We start from the raw sequence: 22,198 nt of genomic DNA on the forward strand, positions 1-22,198 counted from the left end.
CAACAGTCAACAGTCAACTGACTACCTTTGAGGAAGTACCGATGCCAAGTGCGATCGCACTTTAACGTAACACCGCGCAATCAGCAGCGAAGAATGACACTGCACCGCCAATTCATCAGTATACTGTCCCAAAGTTTGGCGCTCAATTCCCCATTCCCGACTCGTACCCGCAATAGTCAAATCAGCATTAGCAGAAGCAGCCACCACTGCTTGAATTGGCTCAGCAGCCTCCACAATAGGAGTTTCAATGCGCGCTCGCACATCAACCGGCAACTGATCCATCACTCGCTGAAACTCATAACTCAGAGCATTTTCAGCTTCCCCGTCAACCGCCACCCGCAGCACCGTCAAACGGCGTTCCTCGCTATTAACTAACAGTCTCAGCGCCAATTCTAACCCCAAATCATCGTGAATGTTTGCCGCGTAAGGTACTAACAAGTTATTCAATTTTTCGCGACCTCGGTCAACAAAAATTGCTACATCCACCTTAGCGTTGCTGAGAATTTGGCCGACACGTCCTCCCAAACGGTTGCTGGTAAAAGTAGGCCTGTGCCATCCTACTAAAATCAAATCTGCGCGATCGATCTCGGCAATTTGTGCCGTTTCCCGGGCTACATCATTAGTAATCCGAATGATGGGATGTACCAATTTCCGCGCCTCCGGCAGTTCCAAAGTATCAATCAATTCTGATAATTTCGAGCGACGCTCTTGAATAATGCGATCGGCTTCTGCCGGCGTACTTTCAAAGGCATAGTCATCATTTAATTCTATCAAACTCAGAGGATGAACCGCCGCCGACTTTAAATCATCACCGCCCATACCAGCAGCCGGCTGGGCCAGCGCTACCGCTAGTTGCAGTAAACCTTTCTGCGTGCTGGGATTGGCAACAGGTACTAAAATTCGATAAGTGGGCAGCAATTTGTTAGCAGTTTCTTCGCTGCTGTCAGCAATTTGTGAATCTTCTAATTCTGAATCCTCAGAGTTAACTTCTGAAATATCTAATCTAATTAACCGTTTTGGATAAGTCCACTCCAACAGTGGCGAAGTCATAAAAGTTGTCACTAACGCCATGATGACTAACATCGTAAATAGCAGCGGCGAAACTACGCCCAGCGAAAGACCGATATTCAGCACAATTAGTTCAGTCAAACCGCGAGTATTCATCAGCCATCCCAGCGCTGAAGCTTCGCGGTTGCTGATGCCACAAACTCTGGCCGCAACGTAAGTGCCGACATATTTCCCAATAATAGCCACTCCTAAAACTGCGGCACACAGCAGCCACAATTCTGGACTGTTGAGGAGGCCGATTTGAGTCCGCAAGCCGCTGTAAGCAAAAAATATTGGCAGCAGAAATATTAGTACAAAGTCTTCGGTTTTTTCTGCTAATTCTCTGGTTAATCCCGCATTTTTAGGCATGGCAGCACCCAGCAAAAATGCACCGAAAATTAAATGAATGCCGATCCATTCAGTAATTAAGGCAGAAGCTACAACTCCCATGTAAATTCCCGAAAGCACTAACTGTGTTAATCTACCCGTGCGGTTGTACTGCTTGGAAAGCCGCTGCAAGAACCAGCGGACTACAGTCAGCATGAAACCGATGTAAATTAAAGATGCAATAATTGTCGGCAAAGCACCGAGCATCGAATTAGTACGAGTAACTGCGATCGCCACCGCTAACAAGCACCAAGCTGTCACATCGTCAACTGCAGCGCAAGTCAGGGCCAGCGTCCCCAATTTTGTATTCTGCAAATTGTGTTCCGTAATAATTCTTGCCAACACTGGAAAGGCAGTAATTGACATGGCAGCGCCCAAAAACAAGGCAAAGGCTGTAAACGAAACGCTATTATTTGAAACGATGGGATACAGCAGCAGCGCTAGCAAGCTTCCTAGAGAAAACGGCACTAGAATGCTGACGTGGGAAGTTAAAATCGCTATATCTAAATTGCTTTTGAGATACTTGGGATTCAGTTCCAAACCAATCAAAAACATGAAAAATATTAGCCCCACCTCAGATAGCACGTTGAGGAAGGGAACGGCTTCGGCTGGAAAAAGTGCTGTTGCTAAATCTGGTGCAACTAAGCCAAATAGAGAAGGCCCAAGCATAATTCCTGCTACAATTTCTCCAATGACTTGAGGTTGTTTGATCGCTCGAAATCCTAAACCTACAAGTCTCGAAAGTGCGATGACAATTAGAACTTCAAGCAGAACGAGAATGGGTATGGGCATGGCGTTTTTAGCTTTGGGATTTTTGCAGATCGAGAGGGCAGGCTACTAAAGCTGACTGAATTGCCGAGAAAAAAATGGATACCAGCTCGATCGAAGGTAGAACGCACAAGAGGCGCACCAACAACGCCATTCTCTCACAAGCGAACAAAGGCTTTGGCAACCTTCCACCTGGATTTTTTGTTTTTAAGAAGCTCTTGCAAGTAACTTTAACCGCAGCGTGCACACCCCGCACCCAACCCGCCCATTAAATCTCACATCCGGGTGCCAAGCCAACCCTACGGATATCAGATTGTCAGAAAAAGTAGCGCGCTTGTGATAAACTAGAAAAGTTGTTTAAATTCGCACATCCGGGTTTTCGGGTGTTTCGAGGGCGCAAACCTTCAGAAATACGACCGGGTGGAGGATTAACCCGAATCAGGAGTTAAAAATACAATGCCAGTAGTCAGTTTGGCTCAAATGTTAGAGTCAGGGGTTCACTTCGGACACCAAACCCGTCGGTGGAACCCGAAAATGTCTCCATACATTTTTACAGAGCGCAACGGGGTTCACATCATTGACCTCGTGCAAACAGCTCAGCTTATGGAAGACGCCTACGAGTACATGAGAGTTGCCTCAGAAAAAGGCAAAAAGTTTTTGTTCGTGGGTACGAAGCGCCAAGCTGCAGGAATTGTAGCCCAAGAAGCTCAACGCTGCGGTGCTTATTACGTCAACCAGCGCTGGCTGGGGGGAATGCTCACCAACTGGACGACGATTAAGTCCCGCGTTGAGCGCCTCAAGGATTTGGAGCGTCGCGAGGAAATCGGCGCCCTCGATTTGCTGCCGAAAAAAGAAGCTTCGGTACTGCGCCGAGAAATGGCAAAACTCCAGAAATATCTGGGCGGGATTAAATCTATGCGGAAGATTCCCGACGGAGTGGTGCTGGTAGACCAACGCCGCGAGTATAATGCGGTGTTGGAATGCCAAAAGTTGGGAATTCCGATCGTCTCTCTGTTGGATACCAACTGCGACCCGGATTTGGTGGACATTGCGATTCCGGCGAATGACGATGCTATTCGATCGATCAAGCTGATTGTCGGCAAGTTAGCTGATGCCATCTACGAAGGTCGTCACGGTCAGCAGGGCGGCGACTCTGAGGAAGACTACGACTACGAAGGTGGTTACGAAGGCGCTGAATATGATGTCGAAATCGAAGAATTGGATGACCCCGATTATGTAGATCCCGACGACGCCGCTGAAGCCGAGGGCGAAGAAACCGAGAGCTAGTATTGCCCTCGGTTTCTGACACCAGGAAATTAAAAATTAAAGATTGAAAATTAAAAATAATAATTATTTTTAGTTGGATATTTTTAATTTTTAATTGTACATAGCACGAGTCTAAGTCATTAGTAGAGCTCTGGCAAAAGCATTCATTGTGTCAGCGCCAGAATTAATTCTGGCGCTACACCTACACAGTCGGTACTAAGATCGACTGGGTATTTTTTCACTCTGGTCTAATCATTAACATTAAAATTAGTGACTAATGACTGATGACTAATGACTAATGACTAATGACTAATAACTAATTTTGATTGGGAACTTAAAGAAGATGGCGGACATATCTGCAAAACTTGTTAAAGAACTGCGCGAAAAAACTGGCGCAGGCATGATGGACTGCAAAAAAGCCCTCGTTGAAAACGAAGGCAATATGGAAACATCCATTGAGTGGCTGCGGAAAAAAGGTCTGGCTTCGGCAGGTAAAAAAGGTGGACGAGTTGCCTCAGAAGGGCTTGTAGGCAGCTACATTCACACCGGCGGCCGCGTGGGAGTGCTGGTGGAAGTTAACTGCGAAACAGATTTTGTGGCACGTCGCGAAGAATTCCAAAAGTTGGTGCGGGATATTGCGATGCAAATTGCAGCTTGCCCGAATGTGGAATACGTGAAAGTTGAAGATATCCCCGCCGAAGTTGTCGAAAGAGAAAAGGCAATTGAAATGGGCAAAGATGACTTGGGAAACAAGCCGGAAAACATCAAAGAAAAGATTGTTCTAGGGCGGATTGAGAAGCGCATGAAAGAGTTATCTTTGATGGATCAGCCTTTTATTAAAGATCAGAATATCTCGGTAGAAGAGTTGGTGAAACAAACGATCGCCCAAATTGGAGAAAATGTCCAAGTGCGCCGCTTCGTGCGTTTTGTCTTGGGCGAAGGCATTGAAAAGGTAGAAGCTAACTTTGCCGATGAAGTGGCAGCCCAAATGGGTGTTCAATAATCCCAACTTAAGATTTAGAATTAAAAATTAAAAATGTGAAAACTTGATTTTTTGCATTTTTAATTTTTAATTTTTATAGGACTTATGGACAGACTATATTTGTAGTGTGGGCACTGCAAACCTTACTACTACAGACAGCGTAAAAATGGAAAACTTGCGTAATATCAAATCCGTTAGCATCGGAATAGTAAATTAGAGTTCACTGTTCACTGTTCACGGTCAACAGTCAACCGTCAACATCATTCCCGTGTAAACGGAAATGATATAAGTCCTATTTTAATTTTATACGAGAGATATGGTGCGACCAAGAGAGCGAATAGAGCAAGATTTGGCAGGACTCGAAGAGGCTTTAGCAGCCTTGAAGTTAGAGTTTAGCAGTACCTACGAAGGTTATTTAACTGCGTTGGGACAAGCGGTGCGGCAACAGTTAATTTTGGCTTGCTATCACCTTTGCACTCAAGCAGTACCGGAGTCGTTTCTCAAGTTGTCCTTCGAGGGAAGGCAAAAAATGCAGCAGTCTGTAAGGGCTTTGGCCGCAGCGTCGGAGGAAAAATTGCGATCGCTGGTGACTGAATCACAAGCAGATGAAGAAATAGAGGAAGAGGAAGAGGAAGAGGAAGAAGAAATAGAGGAAGACGACTTCGAGGAAGAGCCAGAAGAGGAAGACGAAGCAGACGACAAGGAAGAAGACGAAAAGGAAAAAAACCCAGTTTCCGCCATTAACTATCTATTTTCATTGGCAAATTATCAATTGCCAAACGCCAATTCCCCTGAAAGTTTGGCACGCTGGCAAAATAGTATTGAAAAGTCGATCGTCAATATACTCAAGCTGCTTTCTCGCGACACCAACCGCTTGCTGCAACAGTCGGGAATCTTGCCGAGTCAATTACCAGAACCGGTTCTAGAAGCTGCTTCTCAAGCTGAATCCTCCGGCGATAGTGTTGCCGGGCCGCCTAACTTATTAAACTTAATCATTGAAACCGATGCCTCATCAGCATCGCGAAAATTGGCAGCCACCTTTGGTAGTAGGGCGCTGCACATTACAGCGATTAAACTGCGGCTATCGGAAATAGAGTTTGCCGATGCGGGAACCTCGGCTTGGCGCCAGCAAATTCGTAACCTGTCTGTAAAGTTGAACTCGCTGGGCCGCGATTACCAGAAAAAGCAGCGGGAACTCGCTGTGGTGGAGGCTGAGTCGGCTTGGCGATCGAGTTGGTTTGAAGATTGATCGGATGTTGAGGGAAGAAGGAAGTTCGGCAACGGATTATGTAACGGATGTAACGGATGTAACAGATGTCAGGAAGCCGGAAGAAGTCCGATGGAAGTCGGAAAAACGTACAACTTTTAAGCTATTGGAAACCGGGTTTCTTAAAGAAACCCGGTTTCTCGGTGTTATACTTTTTTGGTGGAAGCTTCTTAAAAGAAAAAGTTAAAATTTAAAATCTAAAATCTAAAATCTAAAATCTAAAATTGATATGACTATCGATCGACCAGAATGGCAGCGATTGCAAAAAGCTCTTTCAGTAGAAGCCGATCGCGGATTTAACGACATCCAAGGCAGTCAATACCGCTTCAGCGAGTTTCTGGGCCTGAGTTTGAGACAGTTGGCAGGGTGTGTGGTGGCTTCGGCGCGCGATCGAGCCAGACAACTAGCCGCTGAATTTGACATCTACCCTCAGAAAGATCTCGAACAGCGCCAACATTCGATCGCCATTACGGTCAGTTTTCTGAGGCAAATGGAGCAAGTTTGGGAACAAGAAACTCGCCACCAGCAAGAACAAGCAAGACAAGTCAGACCCGCAAACGCTAACGCTTCTGAACCTACCGCCCCAGCACTTTCCGTTCCCCGAACTGCACCCCTGAGTACAGTACCCCCACCGCCCAGCCTGACTCTCGACCAACAGTTAACCCGCGTCACCGGCATCGGCCCCGCCAACGGCAACCGCTTGGCAAAACTGGGTTTATACACTGTATATGACTTGCTTTACTACTATCCCCGCAACCACATCGACTATGCCAAGCAAGTACAAATTCGCGAGTTAGTAGCCGGGGAAACTGTCACTTTAATCGCCGAAGTAAAGCGCTGCAATTGCTTTTCTAGCCCAAAAAATAAAAAATTAACCATATTAGAAGTAATTTTAAAAGACCGCACCGGAGAGATAAAAATTAGTCGTTTTTTTGCAGGCCCTCGCTACAGTAATCGCGGCTGGCAAGAATTCAAAAAGCGCGAGTATTGTACTGGTGCGGTGCTGGCAGCTTCCGGGTTGGTGAAGCAGGGTAAATATGGAATTACTTTAGAAAATCCTGAGTTAGAAGTATTAGACGACTCCGGCGGTGCGATCGAATCAATGAAAGTCGGTCGCCTGATACCAGTTTATCCGCTGACGGAGGGGGTCGATGCTGGTTCGGTGAGGCGATCGATCTTGGCTGCAATGCCGGCGGCGAAAATGTTGCCGGAATCGCTGCCGGAAGATTTGCGCGAGCGTTACGGTTTAATGGGTTTAGCCGATGCCGTGACTAATATTCACTTTCCGCTCGATCGAGATTGTTTGGCCGCCGCCCGCCGCCGCTTAGTTTTTGACGAATTTTTCTACCTGCAATTAGGACTTTTAAAGCGCCGCCAAACCCAAAGGAAAGCTCAAGCTAGTGCAGTCATCCTTCCTACTGGCCAATTGATCGAACATTTTTATGAAATCTTGCCTTTTGCCTTGACTAATGCTCAGGAAAGAGTAATTAACGACATCCTCAACGATTTAGCTTCGTCGCAACCGATGAACAGATTGGTGCAAGGCGATGTCGGTGCTGGCAAAACCGTAGTAGCTGTCGTGGCAATGCTAGCAGCAATTCAATCCGGCTATCAAGCCGCTTTAATGGCACCGACAGAAGTTTTAGCAGAACAGCACTATCGCAAATTGGTAGGTTGGTTTAACTTGATGCACTTGTCTGTCGAACTGTTAACTGGTTCCACAAAAGTAGCCAAGCGCCGCGAAATTCACAACCAATTAGAAACCGGAGAATTGCCAGTTTTAGTGGGAACTCACGCGCTGATTCAAGATACAGTTAATTTTAATAAATTGGGGTTGGCGGTAATTGATGAACAGCACAGATTCGGTGTGCAGCAGCGTGCTAAATTGCAGCAAAAAGGCGAAGCTCCCCACGTTTTGACGATGACAGCCACTCCCATTCCCCGGACGCTGGCCCTGACGCTGCACGGGGATTTAGATGTGAGTCAAATTGATGAACTTCCCCCCGGCAGGCAGGCAATTCAAACAACTGTACTGTCTGCAAAAGAACGCATTCAAGCTTACGATTTGATTCGGCGGGAAGTGGCGAGCGGGCGTCAAGTTTATGTGGTGCTGCCGCTGGTGGAGGAGTCGGAAAAGTTGGACGTGCGATCGGCAATTGAGGAACAAGAGAAACTGCAAAAAAGCGTATTTCCTGAGTTTAAGGTGGGTTTGCTCCACGGTAGAATGAGCAGTGCTGACAAAGATGAGGCAATTACTAAGTTTCGGGACAAAGAGACTGATATTTTAGTATCTACTACTGTCGTAGAAGTGGGAGTAGACGTGCCGAATGCCACGGTAATGCTGATTGAAAATTCTGAGCGTTTTGGACTGTCGCAACTGCACCAGTTGCGGGGTAGAGTCGGTCGGGGCAGCAACCGTTCTTATTGTTTGTTAATGCCCGGTTCCAAAACGGCGGAAGCCATGCAGAGAATGAAGGTTTTAGAACAATCTCAAGATGGCTTTTTTATTGCCGAAATGGACATGAGATTGCGCGGGCCCGGTCAGGTTTTGGGAACTCGGCAGTCGGGTTTGCCGGATTTTGCTTTGGCGAGTTTGGTGGAGGATCAGGAGGTTTTGGAGTTGGCGAGGGCGGCGGCTCAAATGGTAATTGAGAATGATGAAAGTTTGAATCAGTGGCCGGTAGTGCGGGATGAGTTGGAACGGAGATATCAGCGGATGATGAGCGGCTCGATTTTGACTTAGATAGTTTTGAACGCAGCAACGGGATTTTTAATAATATTTTGTAGTGGCGGGTTAAGCAAATATATATCAAAGCCGCCAGTTTATTGCTGCACTCACCCACCATCCTCCCCATAGGGGGGTTTATTTGCACCTACTTCTTTAATGTCAGTAACGTCAGAAACTGGTTTTCTTCCCATAAACTCACGTAAAATCCTAGGTTTTTTGTCAGGAAACGCGGTTTATACTTTTTTGCTGAGACTGCTGCAAAATATCAGGTTGATCGAAACGTCAAAAACACGAATTTGTTGGAAACGAGTGCCTCAACCCAAACTACTTTAAGAGAGAATTTTGGCCTTAATCTACGCTATTTTGATAAGGAGCCAGGCTTGGGGTACTTATTCGACCAAGAATCCTTCGCAGGAATGACGAAGAAGTGTCAAAATTAAGATAGTTCTGCCAGAAACAGGGGAAAGGAAATCTAGCCTGTACTGGCGCCTAAGGCAACATTGATTCCTCGCTGGTTACGCTTGCAGGTGGTCGCCGACGGTTCGTCGCATTTAATCTCAACAGTAATTATGAAAGATCTCACTCGTTATCGAAATATCGGCATCTTCGCCCACGTAGATGCTGGCAAGACCACCACAACAGAAAGAATCCTGAAACTGACAGGTAAAATCCACAAAATTGGTGAAGTTCACGAAGGCGCGGCGACTACTGACTTCATGGAACAGGAGCAAGAGCGCGGTATTACGATTCAATCCGCTGCTACCACCTGCTTCTGGAACGACCATCAGCTCAACATCATTGATACTCCGGGACACGTCGATTTTACGATCGAGGTTTACCGTTCTTTGAAGGTTCTCGATGGTGGCATCGGTGTGTTCTGCGGTTCGGGTGGAGTTGAACCGCAATCGGAAACCAACTGGCGCTACGCTAACGATTCCAAAGTCGCTCGCGTCATCTACATCAACAAGCTCGATCGCACGGGTGCAGATTTTTACCGCGTTGTCCAGCAAGTCGATAAAATCCTTGGCGCTAAACCGATGGTAATGGTATTGCCGATCGGCATAGAAGAAAAGTTTTGTGGCGTAGTCGATTTGCTGACCCGCAAAGCCTGGATCTGGGATGACTCCGGCGATCCGATGAACTATACAATTAAAGATGTCCCGGCCGATATGGTCGATGATGTCGAAACTTGGCGCGAAAAGTTGATCGAACTGGCCGTCGAGCAAGACGACACTGTGATGGAACAGTATCTCGAAGGCAACGAGCCGAGCCTCGACGACCTCAAGCGCTGCATTCGCAAAGGTACTCGCGATCGGGCATTTTTCCCCACCTACTGCGGCTCATCGTTTAAAAACAAAGGTGTGCAGTTGGTTCTCGATGCCGTAGTTGACTACCTGCCGAACCCGATGGAAGTCACACCGCAGCCAGAAGTCGATCTCGATGGCGAGGAAACCGGCGAGTTTGCGATCGTCGATCCCAATAGGCCATTGCGGGCACTCGCGTTTAAGATCATGGACGATCGCTACGGTGCTTTAACCTTCACGCGCCTGTACTCCGGTAAGTTGTCCAAGGGCGACACCGTACTCAACACCGCCACAGGCAAAACCGAGCGCATCAGCCGTTTGGTGGAAATGCACGCCAACTCTCGCGAAGAAATTGAATCCGCGCAAGCAGGGGACATTGTGGCGATCGTCGGTATGAAAAACGTCCGCACCGGACACACCATCTGCGACCCCAAAAATCCCGCCACCCTAGAGCCGATGGTATTCCCAGATCCCGTTATTTCGATTTCGGTCAAACCGAAACAAAAAGGCGGCGAAGAAAAAATGGGAGCAGCCCTCACCAAGATGGTGCAAGAAGACCCATCCTTCCACATGGTGACGGATCAAGAAAGTGGCGAAACGATTCTCAAGGGGATGGGCGAGTTACACCTCGACATCAAAGTAGACATTCTCAAGCGCACCCACGGCATCGAAGTAGAAGTCGGCGAACCACAGGTAGCCTACCGCGAGTCGATTACCAAGCGCCTCGAAGACGAATACACCCACAAAAAGCAATCAGGTGGTTCCGGTCAATTTGCGAAAATTGGCTATGTGATCGAGCCTGGTGAGGTGGGAAGTGGCTTCCAGTTTGAGTCCAAAGTGACTGGTGGTAGCGTGCCGAGAGAATATTGGCCCGCGGTCGAAAAAGGCTTTGAAAGCTGCATAGACAAAGGCGTCTTGGCCGGATTCCCCTGCTTGGACTTGAAATTCACCCTACTAGACGGCGGTTTCCACCCCGTTGACTCGTCAGCAATGGCCTTTGAAATTGCTGCCAAAGCGGCCTATCGGCAGTCTCTGCCTAAAGCGGCGCCTCAGTTGCTCGAACCGATTATGAATGTCGATGTATTCACTCCAGATGATTACATGGGCGACGTGATCGGCGACCTCAACCGCCGCCGGGGGATGATGAAATCTCAGGAGACAAGCCAGACAGGAGCACGGATCAAGGCAGATGTACCGTTGAGCGAAATGTTTGGTTACATTAGCGATTTGCGTACTATGACCTCTGGGCGCGGCCAGTTCTCAATGTCCTTCTCGCACTATGCTCCTTGTCCGAATAACATCGCTGAAGAAGTGATTAAGGCGGCCAAAGAGCGTCAAGCAGCGAAGTAATGTATTGACTGTGACGAATCGATTCGTCGCAGTCAATCATCAAGGTTAAAAACTAGAAAAATCTAGTTTTTAACCTTGGTCAATGGGAATAAGCCGAGGCGGATCTAAATTGTATTTTCGGGCGGGCGAGACAGCCCAGAAGAGTGCGATCGCACTTGATAGTAAAACTTAGATGCGCTGGAGTTTATTCCACTTTTATTTTCACACTCCTAAAAAATACTTTTTACTCGCCCAAAGAGATGGTCGCTTCAAAAGTCGCTCTAAAAGGGCGATCGCGCATCAATCAAGATAATATTTGCTAATATACAATCAATAATTTACAACCCAGGCAGGTAGCCATGACAGCCACCCTGATCCCGAGTCAAAGTAGCGGAATTCTGCTGAACAACATTAGCTGGAAAACATACGAATCCCTGCTGAATGAGTTAGCCCAACAAAGAGGAATTCGCCTGACTTACGATCGCGGAAATTTAGAAATTATGACTCCTTTAGCACCCCACGAAAAGTACAAAAAAATCTTGGGACGTTTTGTAGAAACCGTGACTGATGAATTGAATGTTGAAATTTGCAGTTTGGGTTCTCTAACTTGCAGGCGCGAAGATTTGGCTCGCGGCTTGGAACCGGATCAGTGCTACTATATCCAAAATGAGAATGTGGTTTGGGACAAAGAACAAATCGATCTCAATCAAGATCCACCACCGGATTTAGTTGTGGAAATTGACGTGACTAGCAGTTCGATCGATCGACTTTCTTTATATGCAAGTTTAGGCGTACCTGAAGTTTGGCGCTACGACGGAAATCGTTTAATAATTTATCAGTTGGAATTACAGGAATATGCCGAAAGAGATGTTTCTCCGACTTTCCCTTTTTTGTCGCAAGTTGAGATGCTGCGCTTTTTGGAATTGAGGAGAACTACAAAAGAAAAAGCTTTGATTCGCTTGTTCCGCGAATGGGTGAGGAGTCAAATTCAGTCAGGAGAGTGAAGGAGGACGATTCCCTACCCTACGGGGAACGGGAACCCCTGCGGGAAGATAGCTCCGTTTCACGCACTTTTGAGATGATATCATATCGTGTAAAACATGAGTTTGTAGCGAGGAGTTCACTCCGAGCGAGTTTTAGGAAGACTTTAGTCCTCACTACGAACTTAATTATAATTATTGACGCGGACAGGATATTATTCGCCAGCCAAATCAGCGCGAAACTTCTCCACAACTCGATTTAACTCCACCGAATGAGAGGCCTTAAATAAAATACGATCGCCCGGTGTGACAAACTCCATTAAATGCCTTGCTAAATCTTCGCGGGAATTCTCCCTCGCAATATCTTCTACCTCCACAAAAGGCAAACCCGCCGCACCTGCAGCCATCGCCGCTGCTTCCTCAAAATCAGCAAAAACAAACAAAGCATCCAGATGCAAATCTCGTGCGACCCTTCCCACTTGTCGGTGAAATTCGATCGCCCTATCGCCCAATTCCTTCATCGTTCCCAACACCGCAATCCGGCGCTTTCCCGGAGTATCTGCTAACAGTCTCAGCGCCGCCAACATCGACTCCAAACCAGCATTGTAAGTCTCATCTAGAATCACAATATCCTGCGGCAAATCGTAGCGGCGCGCCCGTCCATCCGGTAACTGCACAGACAAACCTTGCTTTAAAACTTCCCAATCAATACCTAAAACTTTTCCTACCGCCAAAGCCGCCAAATAATTTACAGCATTGTGGCGTCCCGGCAGCGGCAGTGGTAATTCCACACCTTGTACTAACATTGTATCAGGATTGAGCAATTCTCCGCACAAATCCCCGCCTTCTAAACCGTAAGTTAAAGTTTTTCCCTGCCAAACTTTGGCCGCAGTTGCGATTAATCTGTCACCATCGTGATTTAGAATAGCAATGCTATCTGTAGGCATTTCTGCTAAAAGTTCGCACTTAGCTTGGGCGATCGCCTCTTCCGAACCCAATCGCCCGATATGGGCCGTTCCTACATTAGTAATTACCCCCACAGTAGGACGCGCAATTTGCGACAGCAGCGCTATTTCGCCACTGCCGCGCATTCCCATTTCAATTACAGCATAATTGTGGGAAGGTGAAAGCTCCAACAGAGTTTTTGGTACGCCAATTTCATTGTTGTAGTTATACTGAGTTTTAAGAACATTTCCCTTCGTTGACAAAACCGCCGCAATTAACTCTTTAACAGTAGTTTTACCTACAGACCCAGTAACAGCAACTATAGGTATACTGAATTGGTCACGCCACCAACGGGCGATCGACTGATAAGCTTTTAAAGTATCGTCAACGCGCAACAGCGGAAAATTAGGCAATTCCTCTTGCCAATCTCGATCGACAATCGCCGCAATCGCCCCCAAATCCCTGGCTTTTGCCAAAAATTGATGGCCATCAAAATTGTCTCCCCGCAGCGCCAAAAATACTTCGCCCCCCTCAAGAGTGCGCGTATCTGTGGCAATACCTGTCCCTAAAGCTGTCAAAACTCCCTTAGACACAGCAGGCAAAGGTACACTTAAAATTTCAGATAGTTGGGCGATACTTACGCGACAAACCATAACCAGCACTCACATTTCAAATAATTTTCCCAGCTAATTCTACCTCGCCCAACCTCAAATTTAACTAACAGCGGGCTGCGGATCAGGATTGACCTTGATCATCCTAATACTAAATCGTCCGCCCACCCAGAAATTATTCCCTACCCACCCACAATCTTTACCAATACTTTACAAAGTAGATGGTGATTTAAGGCCTTGCTAATTACCAACAATTCATGTCATGCTGGTGTTGGTAAATAGTTTAACTAAGCAAAAATATCGATCGGCTTAAGCTGCTGACAGCTTCTACCCATAAGCCTCATCCGGCGAGAAGCTCGGTTGACTCAATTATTGCGATTCATTGGCCAATTCATCAAGATAATAGCGCTGAAAGCTCCTGCCCCAGCCTCGGAGGGTTAATCCACAGTGAACGACTACAACAGACAAAGCCACGAAGAAGAACAGCGACTTTACAAGCATTGGCTGGAGTTGGTACAACGAGAGCAGCCGGCCGAACTCATCAGCCGCTTTCGCACTTTGTTTATCCAAGGTACCGGATATCCCGATCGCTCCGTCGCCGACGCACTCGAAAAAATAGCACGCTCAGAACACGCTGAACAAGAATTCAAATACATCCTCAACCGCTGCTGCCACATCCTGATCAACCGTTGGCAAACATACCCCAGCAAGCAAGCCGCCATCCCTGAATTGATCGCTGTGTTTGAAGAAGCGCCCAAAATATTATTTGGATACAATCGATCGCGGGGGCGAGGCTCCATCCCCCAATTAGTAAATCAATTTACCGAAAGTGAACAGTACCTCACCCTCCAACGCTTAGCCAAAGTCATAACTCACAGCAATGAAGATAGCAGCAACAGCAAAACCCCTGCTACCCTTCCCCTCGGAACATTAATTCCCCGTTACCCTTACCTCTACAAACACTGCCTCCTCAGCGACGACAGCACCTACGAACAACAAAAAATCATTAAAAGAATCCAAGCTCAAAAGCAGCAGCAATTTGAGATCAACCTCTCCCAATACGTGGCTCACCAAGTGAGAAAAGCCCAAACAGCGCGCCGGGAAACCTCCCTTTCTTTCGGCAGAAGTGTACAGTCTATAAAAAATCCGACCCTGTTGACCGACCCGGAACTATTCTTTGCCCTCAAGCAATTTGTCGGAAAAGTAGAAGGAGCCGATACCTACAGACAGCTAGCGGGCCGTTTCACGGCGAACGCCAGCACATATCAGTCCTACCGCTCCTTTAAAGACGACTTGTACGAATACCTGATTTCTTCTGTCACCGATGAGCGCTACGGCAAACGTCTCTTTAACGAAAAATTGTATAAGCAACTACAAAATACCCTGCCCCACAGCGACGATCAGAAGTTTAATGAATTTTTAATGATCAGAACTTGTAGCCAGTTATTGAACTTTTTAGTAGTAGAGAGTCCTGTGCGGCCCAACCACTTTGTCTTCATCGACCTGATCTCAAACCTCGGGCCGACCCAAACCACAGGTTTGCTGCTGAAAATCGTACTAATTTGCGGCAAAGTCAAGCCCTACCTAGAAAAGCGGCTGGCAATTTTGTTCGGTCACTACGAATGCAGTACCCGAGAAGGCGTGGTGTGGTTAGTCAAAGCCCTGGAAAACGTAAACCTAGCTTTGAGTACCAACTTTGGCAAGGTGGATGTATCTTTCCTGCGGTGAAAGCGGGCGGCATAACTTTCTCTGCTTCCACAGCAGGCAAAACATCACACCGATCGACCACGTTTCTGAATACCCTAAAAGTTTTACCTTTAATTAGAACGACTTAATTAACTCCTAAAACCTACTCAAAAGACGCTATTCTATGTTAAAGTACCAAGTGTGAATCAGATTCAGTTGCAGGCTTTGTTCATTGCTACAGAATTGTCTAAAAACTTGCCCTTCTGTATCGGCAGGGGACTCTCCGAAACTGAAATCTTCGCACTGTCTAAATTTTGGAGTTATTCCTCATGTCGATATACGTCGGTAACTTATCCTACCAAGTTACCCAAGAAGACATCACCACCGTCTTCGCCGAATACGGAACCGTTAAGCGAGTACATCTACCTACCGACAGAGAAACCAGTCGCCCCCGCGGCTTCGGTTTTGTAGAAATGTCCACAGATGCAGAAGAAGATGCAGCCATTAGTGCTCTCGACGGAGCAGAGTGGATGGGTCGCGACCTCAAAGTTAACAAAGCTAAGCCCCGCGAAGATGAAGGTGGCCGGGGTGGCGGCAACCGGGGTGGCGGCCCTGGAAAATTTGGTCGCGCAGGAGGGGGAGGCGGAGGAGGACGTTATTAATTTCCTCATTAATTTCCTCGGATAAAGATTTGAGATTGGAGAGTTGAAATTGGTGCGAGAGCTCACCTAGCTCCGAACAACTTCCGGCCGTTCCGAAAAACCTATGCTCTTCAAATTTCCATATCTACCGGATTAAATATACCAAAAAGCCAAGGGCCGAACCCTTGGCTTTTTGGTATGAAAGTTGACGGTATGAGTCTGAAACCGGCTGGGCGAATCCGTTGCAGTACCGTCAGGTTCTAATCGTCAGGTTCGATGCTGCTGCTCAATCCGTGATTATTGAGCGTTTCAGCGTAAAACTCCGCGTGTTCGAGGGCGCAAACAATCACCAATCCCATCCCGTTAGTATGGGCTTCCATCATCACATTTACCGCCTGTGGCTGAGTCAGACTTGGTACCGTCGCCATCAAAGTCTGCACCACGTACTCCATAGGATTGAAATCATCATTGTGCAGCAGAACGCGGTAGCGCGGTGCAAGCTTGCGGACTGTGGAAGGCTTTTGAATAATTTCGACAGACACTAATCTATACCTCCTGACTTGTAAAATGTTAAAATTTGTCAACAATCTTGAGCCGGATTCCTCCGCTGTGCAAGACTATCTCACTTTCAGCTATTTTATTGAAATCTGAAAATTCAGACAAGGCAGCCCCTTAGTGGATCGCGAGCTGTGAACGCAACACCAAACCCACAGGGGGTGTCCTGGGCCCTCCGCAACCACCTTCGTAGCGCCATAATATTAGAAAGGCGCGATCGGTTAAAAATAACAAACTACTACCTGTTGAGTCTCCAGAACTGAGGGAACCTTATATGAAACGCAAACCTAAATCCTACAACGACAGATTCAGCGGCGACCCATCCCGAGGAGATGAAGACTCCGACTACCCCGGTTCAATGGGCGGACAGTCGCGGCGTCAACCTCAGTCCGGCAAACCATCTTTCCTCAATTCCGCCACCCTAGGGATTTTAACAGCCGTCTTTATTCTGGGGATTGGGATTGGCATTGCGTTTAGCTCCACCGCTACCATTAGCCCAGAGAACGTAGCCTCGCGCGAATTTATCGATCGCAGCGCCCCGAACCCAGAACTTTGCGTGCAGTTTGGAGCAAGTGCGATGGTGACAGATATGCGCCTCTACGTCACCCTAAACCCCTTCAACGTCTACATTTCGCAGCCGAGTATGCGCCCCGGATGCGTTTTGCGAACCAATAACTGGGCAATTCTCGAACAAAGAAAACTCATCAGCCAAGACCAAGTGCGCGATTGCAAAAATCGCATGAACACCTTTGGCTTCACCGGCCCCCTAGAAGCTCAACCCGAAATTAACTGTATCTACCAAAATGACGGCGCTAAAAACCTGTTCCTCAACCAACCGGGTTCGATAGCTCCAACCACGGAAGGTCAAAATTTCTAAATCGCCGATATAGCGGTTTTGATTTGAGTGAAGTACAGATATGGGGTAGGGACTTAGGCTTAGCCTAAGTCCCTACTTTATTTCAAAGAATGGAAAACTGCTCTAAGTAAATTTTGAAAGAAGAGGTTCGAGGGAAGAAGGAAGTCTTCCCTCGAACCTCTTCTTTCTTCCTTGTTCTCTCCTCCTTCTTCCTTCAAAAACCGAACTGCGGTAAATCTTCGGTTAACTGAACTTGGAAAGTTTGACCGGGTTGAATCGTAGCAGGTTGAGGAGCAGCGACGTAAGTTGTAGCAGCACCAGCCGCTGCTCCAGCCAACAAACCGACACCGGAAAAGCCGCTCAGTAAGAACAAAGCTAAGCCACCCATACCAGTATTGCGGACCAAACTGCGATCGGTCGGCTGTTGCCGACGGCCTCCCACGGGTTCTGAGCGAGCCGAGAGAGGGATATTGCGACCGTTGAGACTAATAGCCTCGACCACAAATCTAGTGCCGAGGTTGGTCGTTTCAAACCGGCCGATGACTGGCGTATTAGCAGGTACGATCGTATTGCCGCGACTGTCGAAAAGTCCTCCTTGCAGCAGAAGCACTTCCTCGCGGCTGGGTTTCGCTTGCAGGCGCAAAGCCTGATCGCCGGGGTATAGCAAACTGAGCTCCGTGCCCGCCGGCAACAAGACATTCGCCCCAGCCGCAGCCTGCAAAGGAGCATTCGATCGTCCGCGAGGAAGCGGTTCACCAAAGGTAAGCGTCCGCTGTTCCGGCGCTACGGCAGCCGTTATTTGAGGATCTAGGCGGGGTAGAGCAGCAGCTTGTACCCCACGGCGTTCATCAAGGGGAACATTGACTAAAGGCACTCTGAGCGGCCGGATTTGATCATTGGGAGTTGGCGGCTGCGAAGAATTTGTAGTGGGATTCGGGGAAGTAGGAGGCTCAGGTTTATCGACCTTTGGGGCACCAGTTGAGTTGGAATCAGTCGGCGGCTGGTTTTGCGGTACTTGTCTTGGAGGCTGGGGTTGAGTTTCGGGAGTTTCCATATTCGGAGTCGGTTCGATCGAAGGACGCAACACCCAGCGATTTTCTACCCCGCTTCTTTGGAATTGAACTTGCCCTGCGCTGAAACCGACTCCCGGAGCCAAATTGACCAGAATTCTAGCCGTTCCCGGTTGAAGTTGACTCACTCCCACAGAACGCACTCTACCTTGTGGGTATAGCTGAGTTGCATCTACTCCGATCTCAGTATTGGGCAAATCCACAGCAATTTGAGACGGGTTGAGTAGAGAATATGTGGGGGTTGTTCCCTCTGGGAGAGTAATTTCTAGCTGATTTGTCGCGGGATCGAATTGCCAACTTGTCACTGTTGAAGTCACTGTTGAAGCATTTGCTCGTTCCAGTGTTGTCGGCACTGCTGCAACTGCAGCGACGACTGCTAGACTCAGGCTCAGTGACTCGATCGCAAACAATCTCGCTGGTAGAGAATTAACATTCAATTTTTGGAAGTCTGCCCAAAATTTTCGTGGTAATTTTTTGTATGGCATGGCTGCTGGGTGAAATTTTTGATCTGAAATAGATTATGGATGGGAAAATTTTGCCTTCGGATGACGCTGAAAGTTTAACATTGCGAGAGGAAAAATTTAACTAAATGGAAATTATTGCGATCGCGTTTCCTTCTTAACAACAAGTGGTGTCAGGTTAGACAAGATGAAATAGAATTGCCAAGCGGACAAATTATAGACGACTTTTTTGTTAATTTCCGACCCAATATCGCCCTCGTATTTGCCACAACAGAGCAGCAATAACTTGTATTAGTGCGTCAATACAGGCACGCAGTAGGCGAAATTTTGCTGGAACTGCCTGCTGGATCTTTCAACCCTCCTGAAGAGAGCGGGAAATCGGCAGCCGCCAGAGAACTTGCCGAAGAAACGGGATATGTTGCTGAAGAAATTTTGGAACTAGCAACCTTATATGATAATCCCGTAAAATACACCAATTCTATCAACCTATACTTTGCTAAAAATGTCAAGCTTACCAGCCAAATACAATTAGATATTGAATTAGTTTGAGTCCCTATTGCTGAAGTTTTTTTGAGAAGAAAAAACAGAGAAATTTGTGTAGCAGGAAGCATCATATCATGTCCGGTCGATTGGTAATGATATAGTATTGATGAATACTACTGCGTCAGATCAAGAATGCCCAAACGAATTACGATCACACCTCATCTGAGTGTAGAAGAGCTACCGAGTCGTTTCCGTCAGGCCAAAACACCCACTTGTGCTCATCATTATCAAATTATTTGGCTGTTAGCAAACGGCAAAACCACCGGAGAAGTGATGGCAGTAACTGGTTATAGTCGCAGTTGGATTTATGAAGCGAGTCTGGGGATACAACCATTTAGGACCATAATCTCTCGGAGATCAGCGTGTCACAAATCGAGCTCGTGACCCTCTGCTTAATGATGTAGAACAAGCTCAGTTGTGGCAATTCCTACAGCAGCCACCTCTCGATGGCGGGCTATGGAATGGTCGTAAAGTGGTAGACTGGATGAGTGAACTTAAAGGTTACAAAGTTTCTCGTCAAAGAGGATGGGAATATTTGAAGTCCATGAAGTTTCGATTGAGAGTTCCTCGCCCAGAACACCAGGAATCCGATCGGGAGCATCCCGATTTTGCAAGTATAAAAAAGTATGATAAAATGCGCTGCTTTTGGGAAAAGCCAACACTTAGCTTCCTCCAAAAATATGTTTGAGAGTCAATCAGCCATTTTAGAGGAACTGAAGAATAGAGTGTCTCAAGAGTTAAGCTGATACGCAGCTAGATTGTATAATATCAATATAAAATAAGCGTTCATTAGTTAGAATGTATGCCAGCCAAAAACCATCTATCTCAAAATCAAAAACAGAGACTCGTTAAACTACTAAAAGAGTCTGAGGATAATTACGTGAGGAAAAAAGTTCTAATTTTGTTGCTAGTAAATGACGGAAAAACATATCGAGAAATTAGTGAATTTATGGAGATTGCTTGGGAGCATCCCGGTTTTGTAAATATCCCCAAATCAGCATAAAATGAGTAAAATCCAAAAAAACGTTAAAAAAGAGTAGAGAGAAAGAGCCATGACCCCTGAAGAACTAGAGCGATTGGAAAGCTGTACGTCAGAAATTGCTAAAATTTTTTATAACAATACACCCCCCAGTGAACTGACAAGTTTGGAAAATATCGAAAAGCATCTCAGGCAGCAATGGCTGGTTCATGTAGGTCCCCAAATAGGTTTTTTTTTATCAAACAGGCAACGGGAACAGAACAAGGACGACCCCGGACAGTAAAAAGCTGTATTGGTGAACTAATAATTACTGAAAAACAGGCAGAAAAATTAGAGGTCAAGAAATCCACCCGATTATCTCCATTATTTGAAAAATGCTGTCTCCGTCAAATCGCTAATATTTCCTACTCCAAGGCTGCCCAAGAAATGGAAGTTCAGACAGGAGTAAAGATGGGACACACTTGTTTACATCGATTGGTAGAAAAACAAGAATGGTCAGAACCGATAGCCTTCTTGGAGGTTGAGGAAACTAGCATAGATGGAGGGAAAGTCCGTCTGAGAGGGAAGTTGGGAGAAGGGTCTCATTGGCAAGATTATAAGGCCGTGCGGTTACATGAAAGTTATTATGGGGCTTTTTATCAAGATAATGAAGCGTTAATTAACTATATAAACCATCAGCCTTTAGCCGATATATTAACTTGTCTGGGTGATGGACATGAGGGAATATGGAACATTATTAGCCAGTTGAATCCTGGTAAAACCAGACGCGAAATTTTAGATTGGTATCATTTAATTGAAAATCTATATAAAGTGGGAGGGTCGTTGAAACGTCTAGCCCAAGCCAAGGAATTTTTGTGACAAGGCCGGGTCGAGTCCACTCTAGATTTATTTAAGTATGGTCGCAAAAAAACCGCCCAAAACTTTTGTAAGTATCTAGAAAAGCATCGCTCTCGAATTGTTAACTATGAGCAATTATCACAAGACAAGATTTGTTCCATCGGCTCGGGAGCGGTGGAATCGACGGTCAAACAAATAGATAGAAGGTTGAAAATTTCTGGCGCTCAATGGTTGAAAAAAAATGTCAATCAAATGCTCAAACTTCGTTGTGCCTACCTCAACGACCTCTTAGCCATTTGAGGCTTTTGCAAAACCGGGATGCTCCCGATTGCTTACACAACAGTAGCTTATTGGTCAGTGCATGGCGACCCAGATAAATTGGATAGTTTTTTAGATAAAAGAAGCTCAGGAAATTTTCGCAAAGTCACTCCAGACTATGAAAAAATATTGATAGATACAATCGATAAAGAACCTGCAGAATATGGATATGAATTTGGGAGATGGACGGCAGCCAGACTAGCAACCTATTTAGAAAAAGTCACAGGAATTAAATTGAGTGGTTCCCAAATATCCAGAATACTACATAAAAAAAAATACGTTTATATTTGGGCTAAATATAGTTTAGAGGACAAACAAAATCCAATTGAAAGAGAAGTATTTAAACAGAAGTTATCTGAGTATTTAAGAATAACAAAAGAAAGTCCAGAGCTTTTACAGGTATGGTTTTGGGATGAAAGTGGATTCAGTTTACGAGTGATAAGAAGAAAAAATTGGGGAAAAAAAGGCAGTCGAAAAAAAATCACAGGTCAAAGGAAAAGAGGAAGAGTAAATATCATGGGTGGGTTGAGATATCATGACAAAAAAAGGTTAAATTTTGTAATAAAAAGAGGAGACTCGAATACCTTTTACGAGCAAATTAATGCCTTAAATGATTCGATAGTTCAAGAATGGAGAGA

14 protein-coding genes and 3 pseudogenes are annotated in these 22,198 nt (G+C 46.3%); 13 read left to right on the forward strand and 4 right to left on the reverse strand.

What is annotated here, in order from left to right:
- Nucleotides 1-21 precede the first annotated feature (21 nt).
- The gene (locus tag QUA25_RS02130) at nt 22-2,226 is read right to left on the reverse strand and encodes a cation:proton antiporter domain-containing protein (RefSeq protein ID WP_333035193.1); all 2,205 of its coding nucleotides are present in this window, start codon (nt 2,224-2,226) and stop codon (nt 22-24) included.
- Nucleotides 2,227-2,658: 432 nt separating this feature from the next.
- Here QUA25_RS02130 and rpsB point away from each other — a divergent pair, with 432 nt between their 5' ends.
- From rpsB to QUA25_RS02160, 6 genes are all read left to right on the forward strand, one after another.
- The gene (rpsB, locus tag QUA25_RS02135) at nt 2,659-3,489 is read left to right on the forward strand and encodes a 30S ribosomal protein S2 (protein ID WP_333035195.1); all 831 of its coding nucleotides are present in this window, start codon (nt 2,659-2,661) and stop codon (nt 3,487-3,489) included.
- Nucleotides 3,490-3,811: 322 nt separating this feature from the next.
- Nucleotides 3,812-4,471, forward strand: a complete 660-nt coding sequence (gene tsf / locus QUA25_RS02140; protein ID WP_006635114.1) for a translation elongation factor Ts — start codon at nt 3,812-3,814, stop codon at nt 4,469-4,471.
- 295 nt (nt 4,472-4,766) lie between these two features.
- Nucleotides 4,767-5,699: a hypothetical protein gene (locus QUA25_RS02145; RefSeq protein ID WP_333035197.1), complete on the forward strand. Its 933-nt coding sequence runs from the start codon at nt 4,767-4,769 to the stop codon at nt 5,697-5,699.
- 247 nt (nt 5,700-5,946) lie between these two features.
- Entirely contained in the window at nt 5,947-8,460 is a 2,514-nt protein-coding gene (recG, locus tag QUA25_RS02150) for an ATP-dependent DNA helicase RecG (protein ID WP_333035199.1), read from the forward strand.
- 554 nt (nt 8,461-9,014) lie between these two features.
- Nucleotides 9,015-11,099, forward strand: coding sequence for an elongation factor G (fusA, locus tag QUA25_RS02155; protein WP_333035201.1), 2,085 nt, complete (start codon nt 9,015-9,017; stop codon nt 11,097-11,099).
- Between the two features lie 338 nt (nt 11,100-11,437).
- Nucleotides 11,438-12,082: a Uma2 family endonuclease gene (locus QUA25_RS02160; protein WP_333035203.1), complete on the forward strand. Its 645-nt coding sequence runs from the start codon at nt 11,438-11,440 to the stop codon at nt 12,080-12,082.
- A gap of 191 nt (nt 12,083-12,273) precedes the next feature.
- Here the strand turns inward: QUA25_RS02160 and QUA25_RS02165 are convergent, their stop codons facing one another.
- Nucleotides 12,274-13,656 (reverse strand): UDP-N-acetylmuramoyl-tripeptide--D-alanyl-D-alanine ligase, encoded by a 1,383-nt coding sequence (locus tag QUA25_RS02165; protein WP_333035204.1) that lies wholly within the window; start codon nt 13,654-13,656, stop codon nt 12,274-12,276.
- Between the two features lie 405 nt (nt 13,657-14,061).
- On the opposite strand from QUA25_RS02165, the gene QUA25_RS02170 reads away from it, so the two are divergent.
- Nucleotides 14,062-15,342 (forward strand): hypothetical protein, encoded by a 1,281-nt coding sequence (locus tag QUA25_RS02170; RefSeq protein WP_333035206.1) that lies wholly within the window; start codon nt 14,062-14,064, stop codon nt 15,340-15,342.
- Nucleotides 15,343-15,629: 287 nt separating this feature from the next.
- Nucleotides 15,630-15,962 carry an RNA-binding protein gene (locus tag QUA25_RS02175; protein WP_333035208.1) on the forward strand — a complete coding sequence of 111 codons (333 nt, stop codon included), beginning with the start codon at nt 15,630-15,632 and terminating at the stop codon, nt 15,960-15,962.
- A gap of 239 nt (nt 15,963-16,201) precedes the next feature.
- On the opposite strand, the gene clpS is transcribed toward QUA25_RS02175, so the two are convergent.
- Entirely contained in the window at nt 16,202-16,483 is a 282-nt protein-coding gene (gene clpS / locus QUA25_RS02180; RefSeq protein ID WP_015178019.1) for an ATP-dependent Clp protease adapter ClpS, read from the reverse strand.
- A gap of 287 nt (nt 16,484-16,770) precedes the next feature.
- On the opposite strand from clpS, the gene QUA25_RS02185 reads away from it, so the two are divergent.
- Nucleotides 16,771-17,373 carry a DUF3172 domain-containing protein gene (locus QUA25_RS02185; protein ID WP_333035210.1) on the forward strand — a complete coding sequence of 201 codons (603 nt, stop codon included), beginning with the start codon at nt 16,771-16,773 and terminating at the stop codon, nt 17,371-17,373.
- Nucleotides 17,374-17,566: 193 nt separating this feature from the next.
- Here QUA25_RS02185 and QUA25_RS02190 read toward each other — a convergent pair whose 3' ends face one another.
- Nucleotides 17,567-18,907, reverse strand: a complete 1,341-nt coding sequence (locus tag QUA25_RS02190) for an AMIN domain-containing protein (protein WP_333035211.1) — start codon at nt 18,905-18,907, stop codon at nt 17,567-17,569.
- 114 nt (nt 18,908-19,021) lie between these two features.
- Here QUA25_RS02190 and QUA25_RS02195 point away from each other — a divergent pair.
- The 4 genes and pseudogenes from QUA25_RS02195 to QUA25_RS02205 all read left to right on the forward strand — a co-directional run.
- A pseudogene (locus QUA25_RS02195) lies at nt 19,022-19,519 on the forward strand (NUDIX hydrolase).
- Nucleotides 19,520-19,910: 391 nt separating this feature from the next.
- On the forward strand, nt 19,911-20,114 hold the full coding sequence (locus QUA25_RS29390; protein ID WP_333206233.1) for a winged helix-turn-helix domain-containing protein: 204 nt from the start codon (nt 19,911-19,913) through the stop codon (nt 20,112-20,114).
- Between the two features lie 364 nt (nt 20,115-20,478).
- A pseudogene (locus tag QUA25_RS02200) lies at nt 20,479-21,542 on the forward strand (ISKra4 family transposase).
- A gap of 39 nt (nt 21,543-21,581) precedes the next feature.
- A pseudogene (locus QUA25_RS02205) lies at nt 21,582-22,198 on the forward strand (IS630 family transposase); the annotation flags it as partial.

The organism is Microcoleus sp. Pol17C6 (genome assembly GCF_036701145.1).
GTDB lineage: Bacteria > Cyanobacteriota > Cyanobacteriia > Cyanobacteriales > Microcoleaceae > Microcoleus.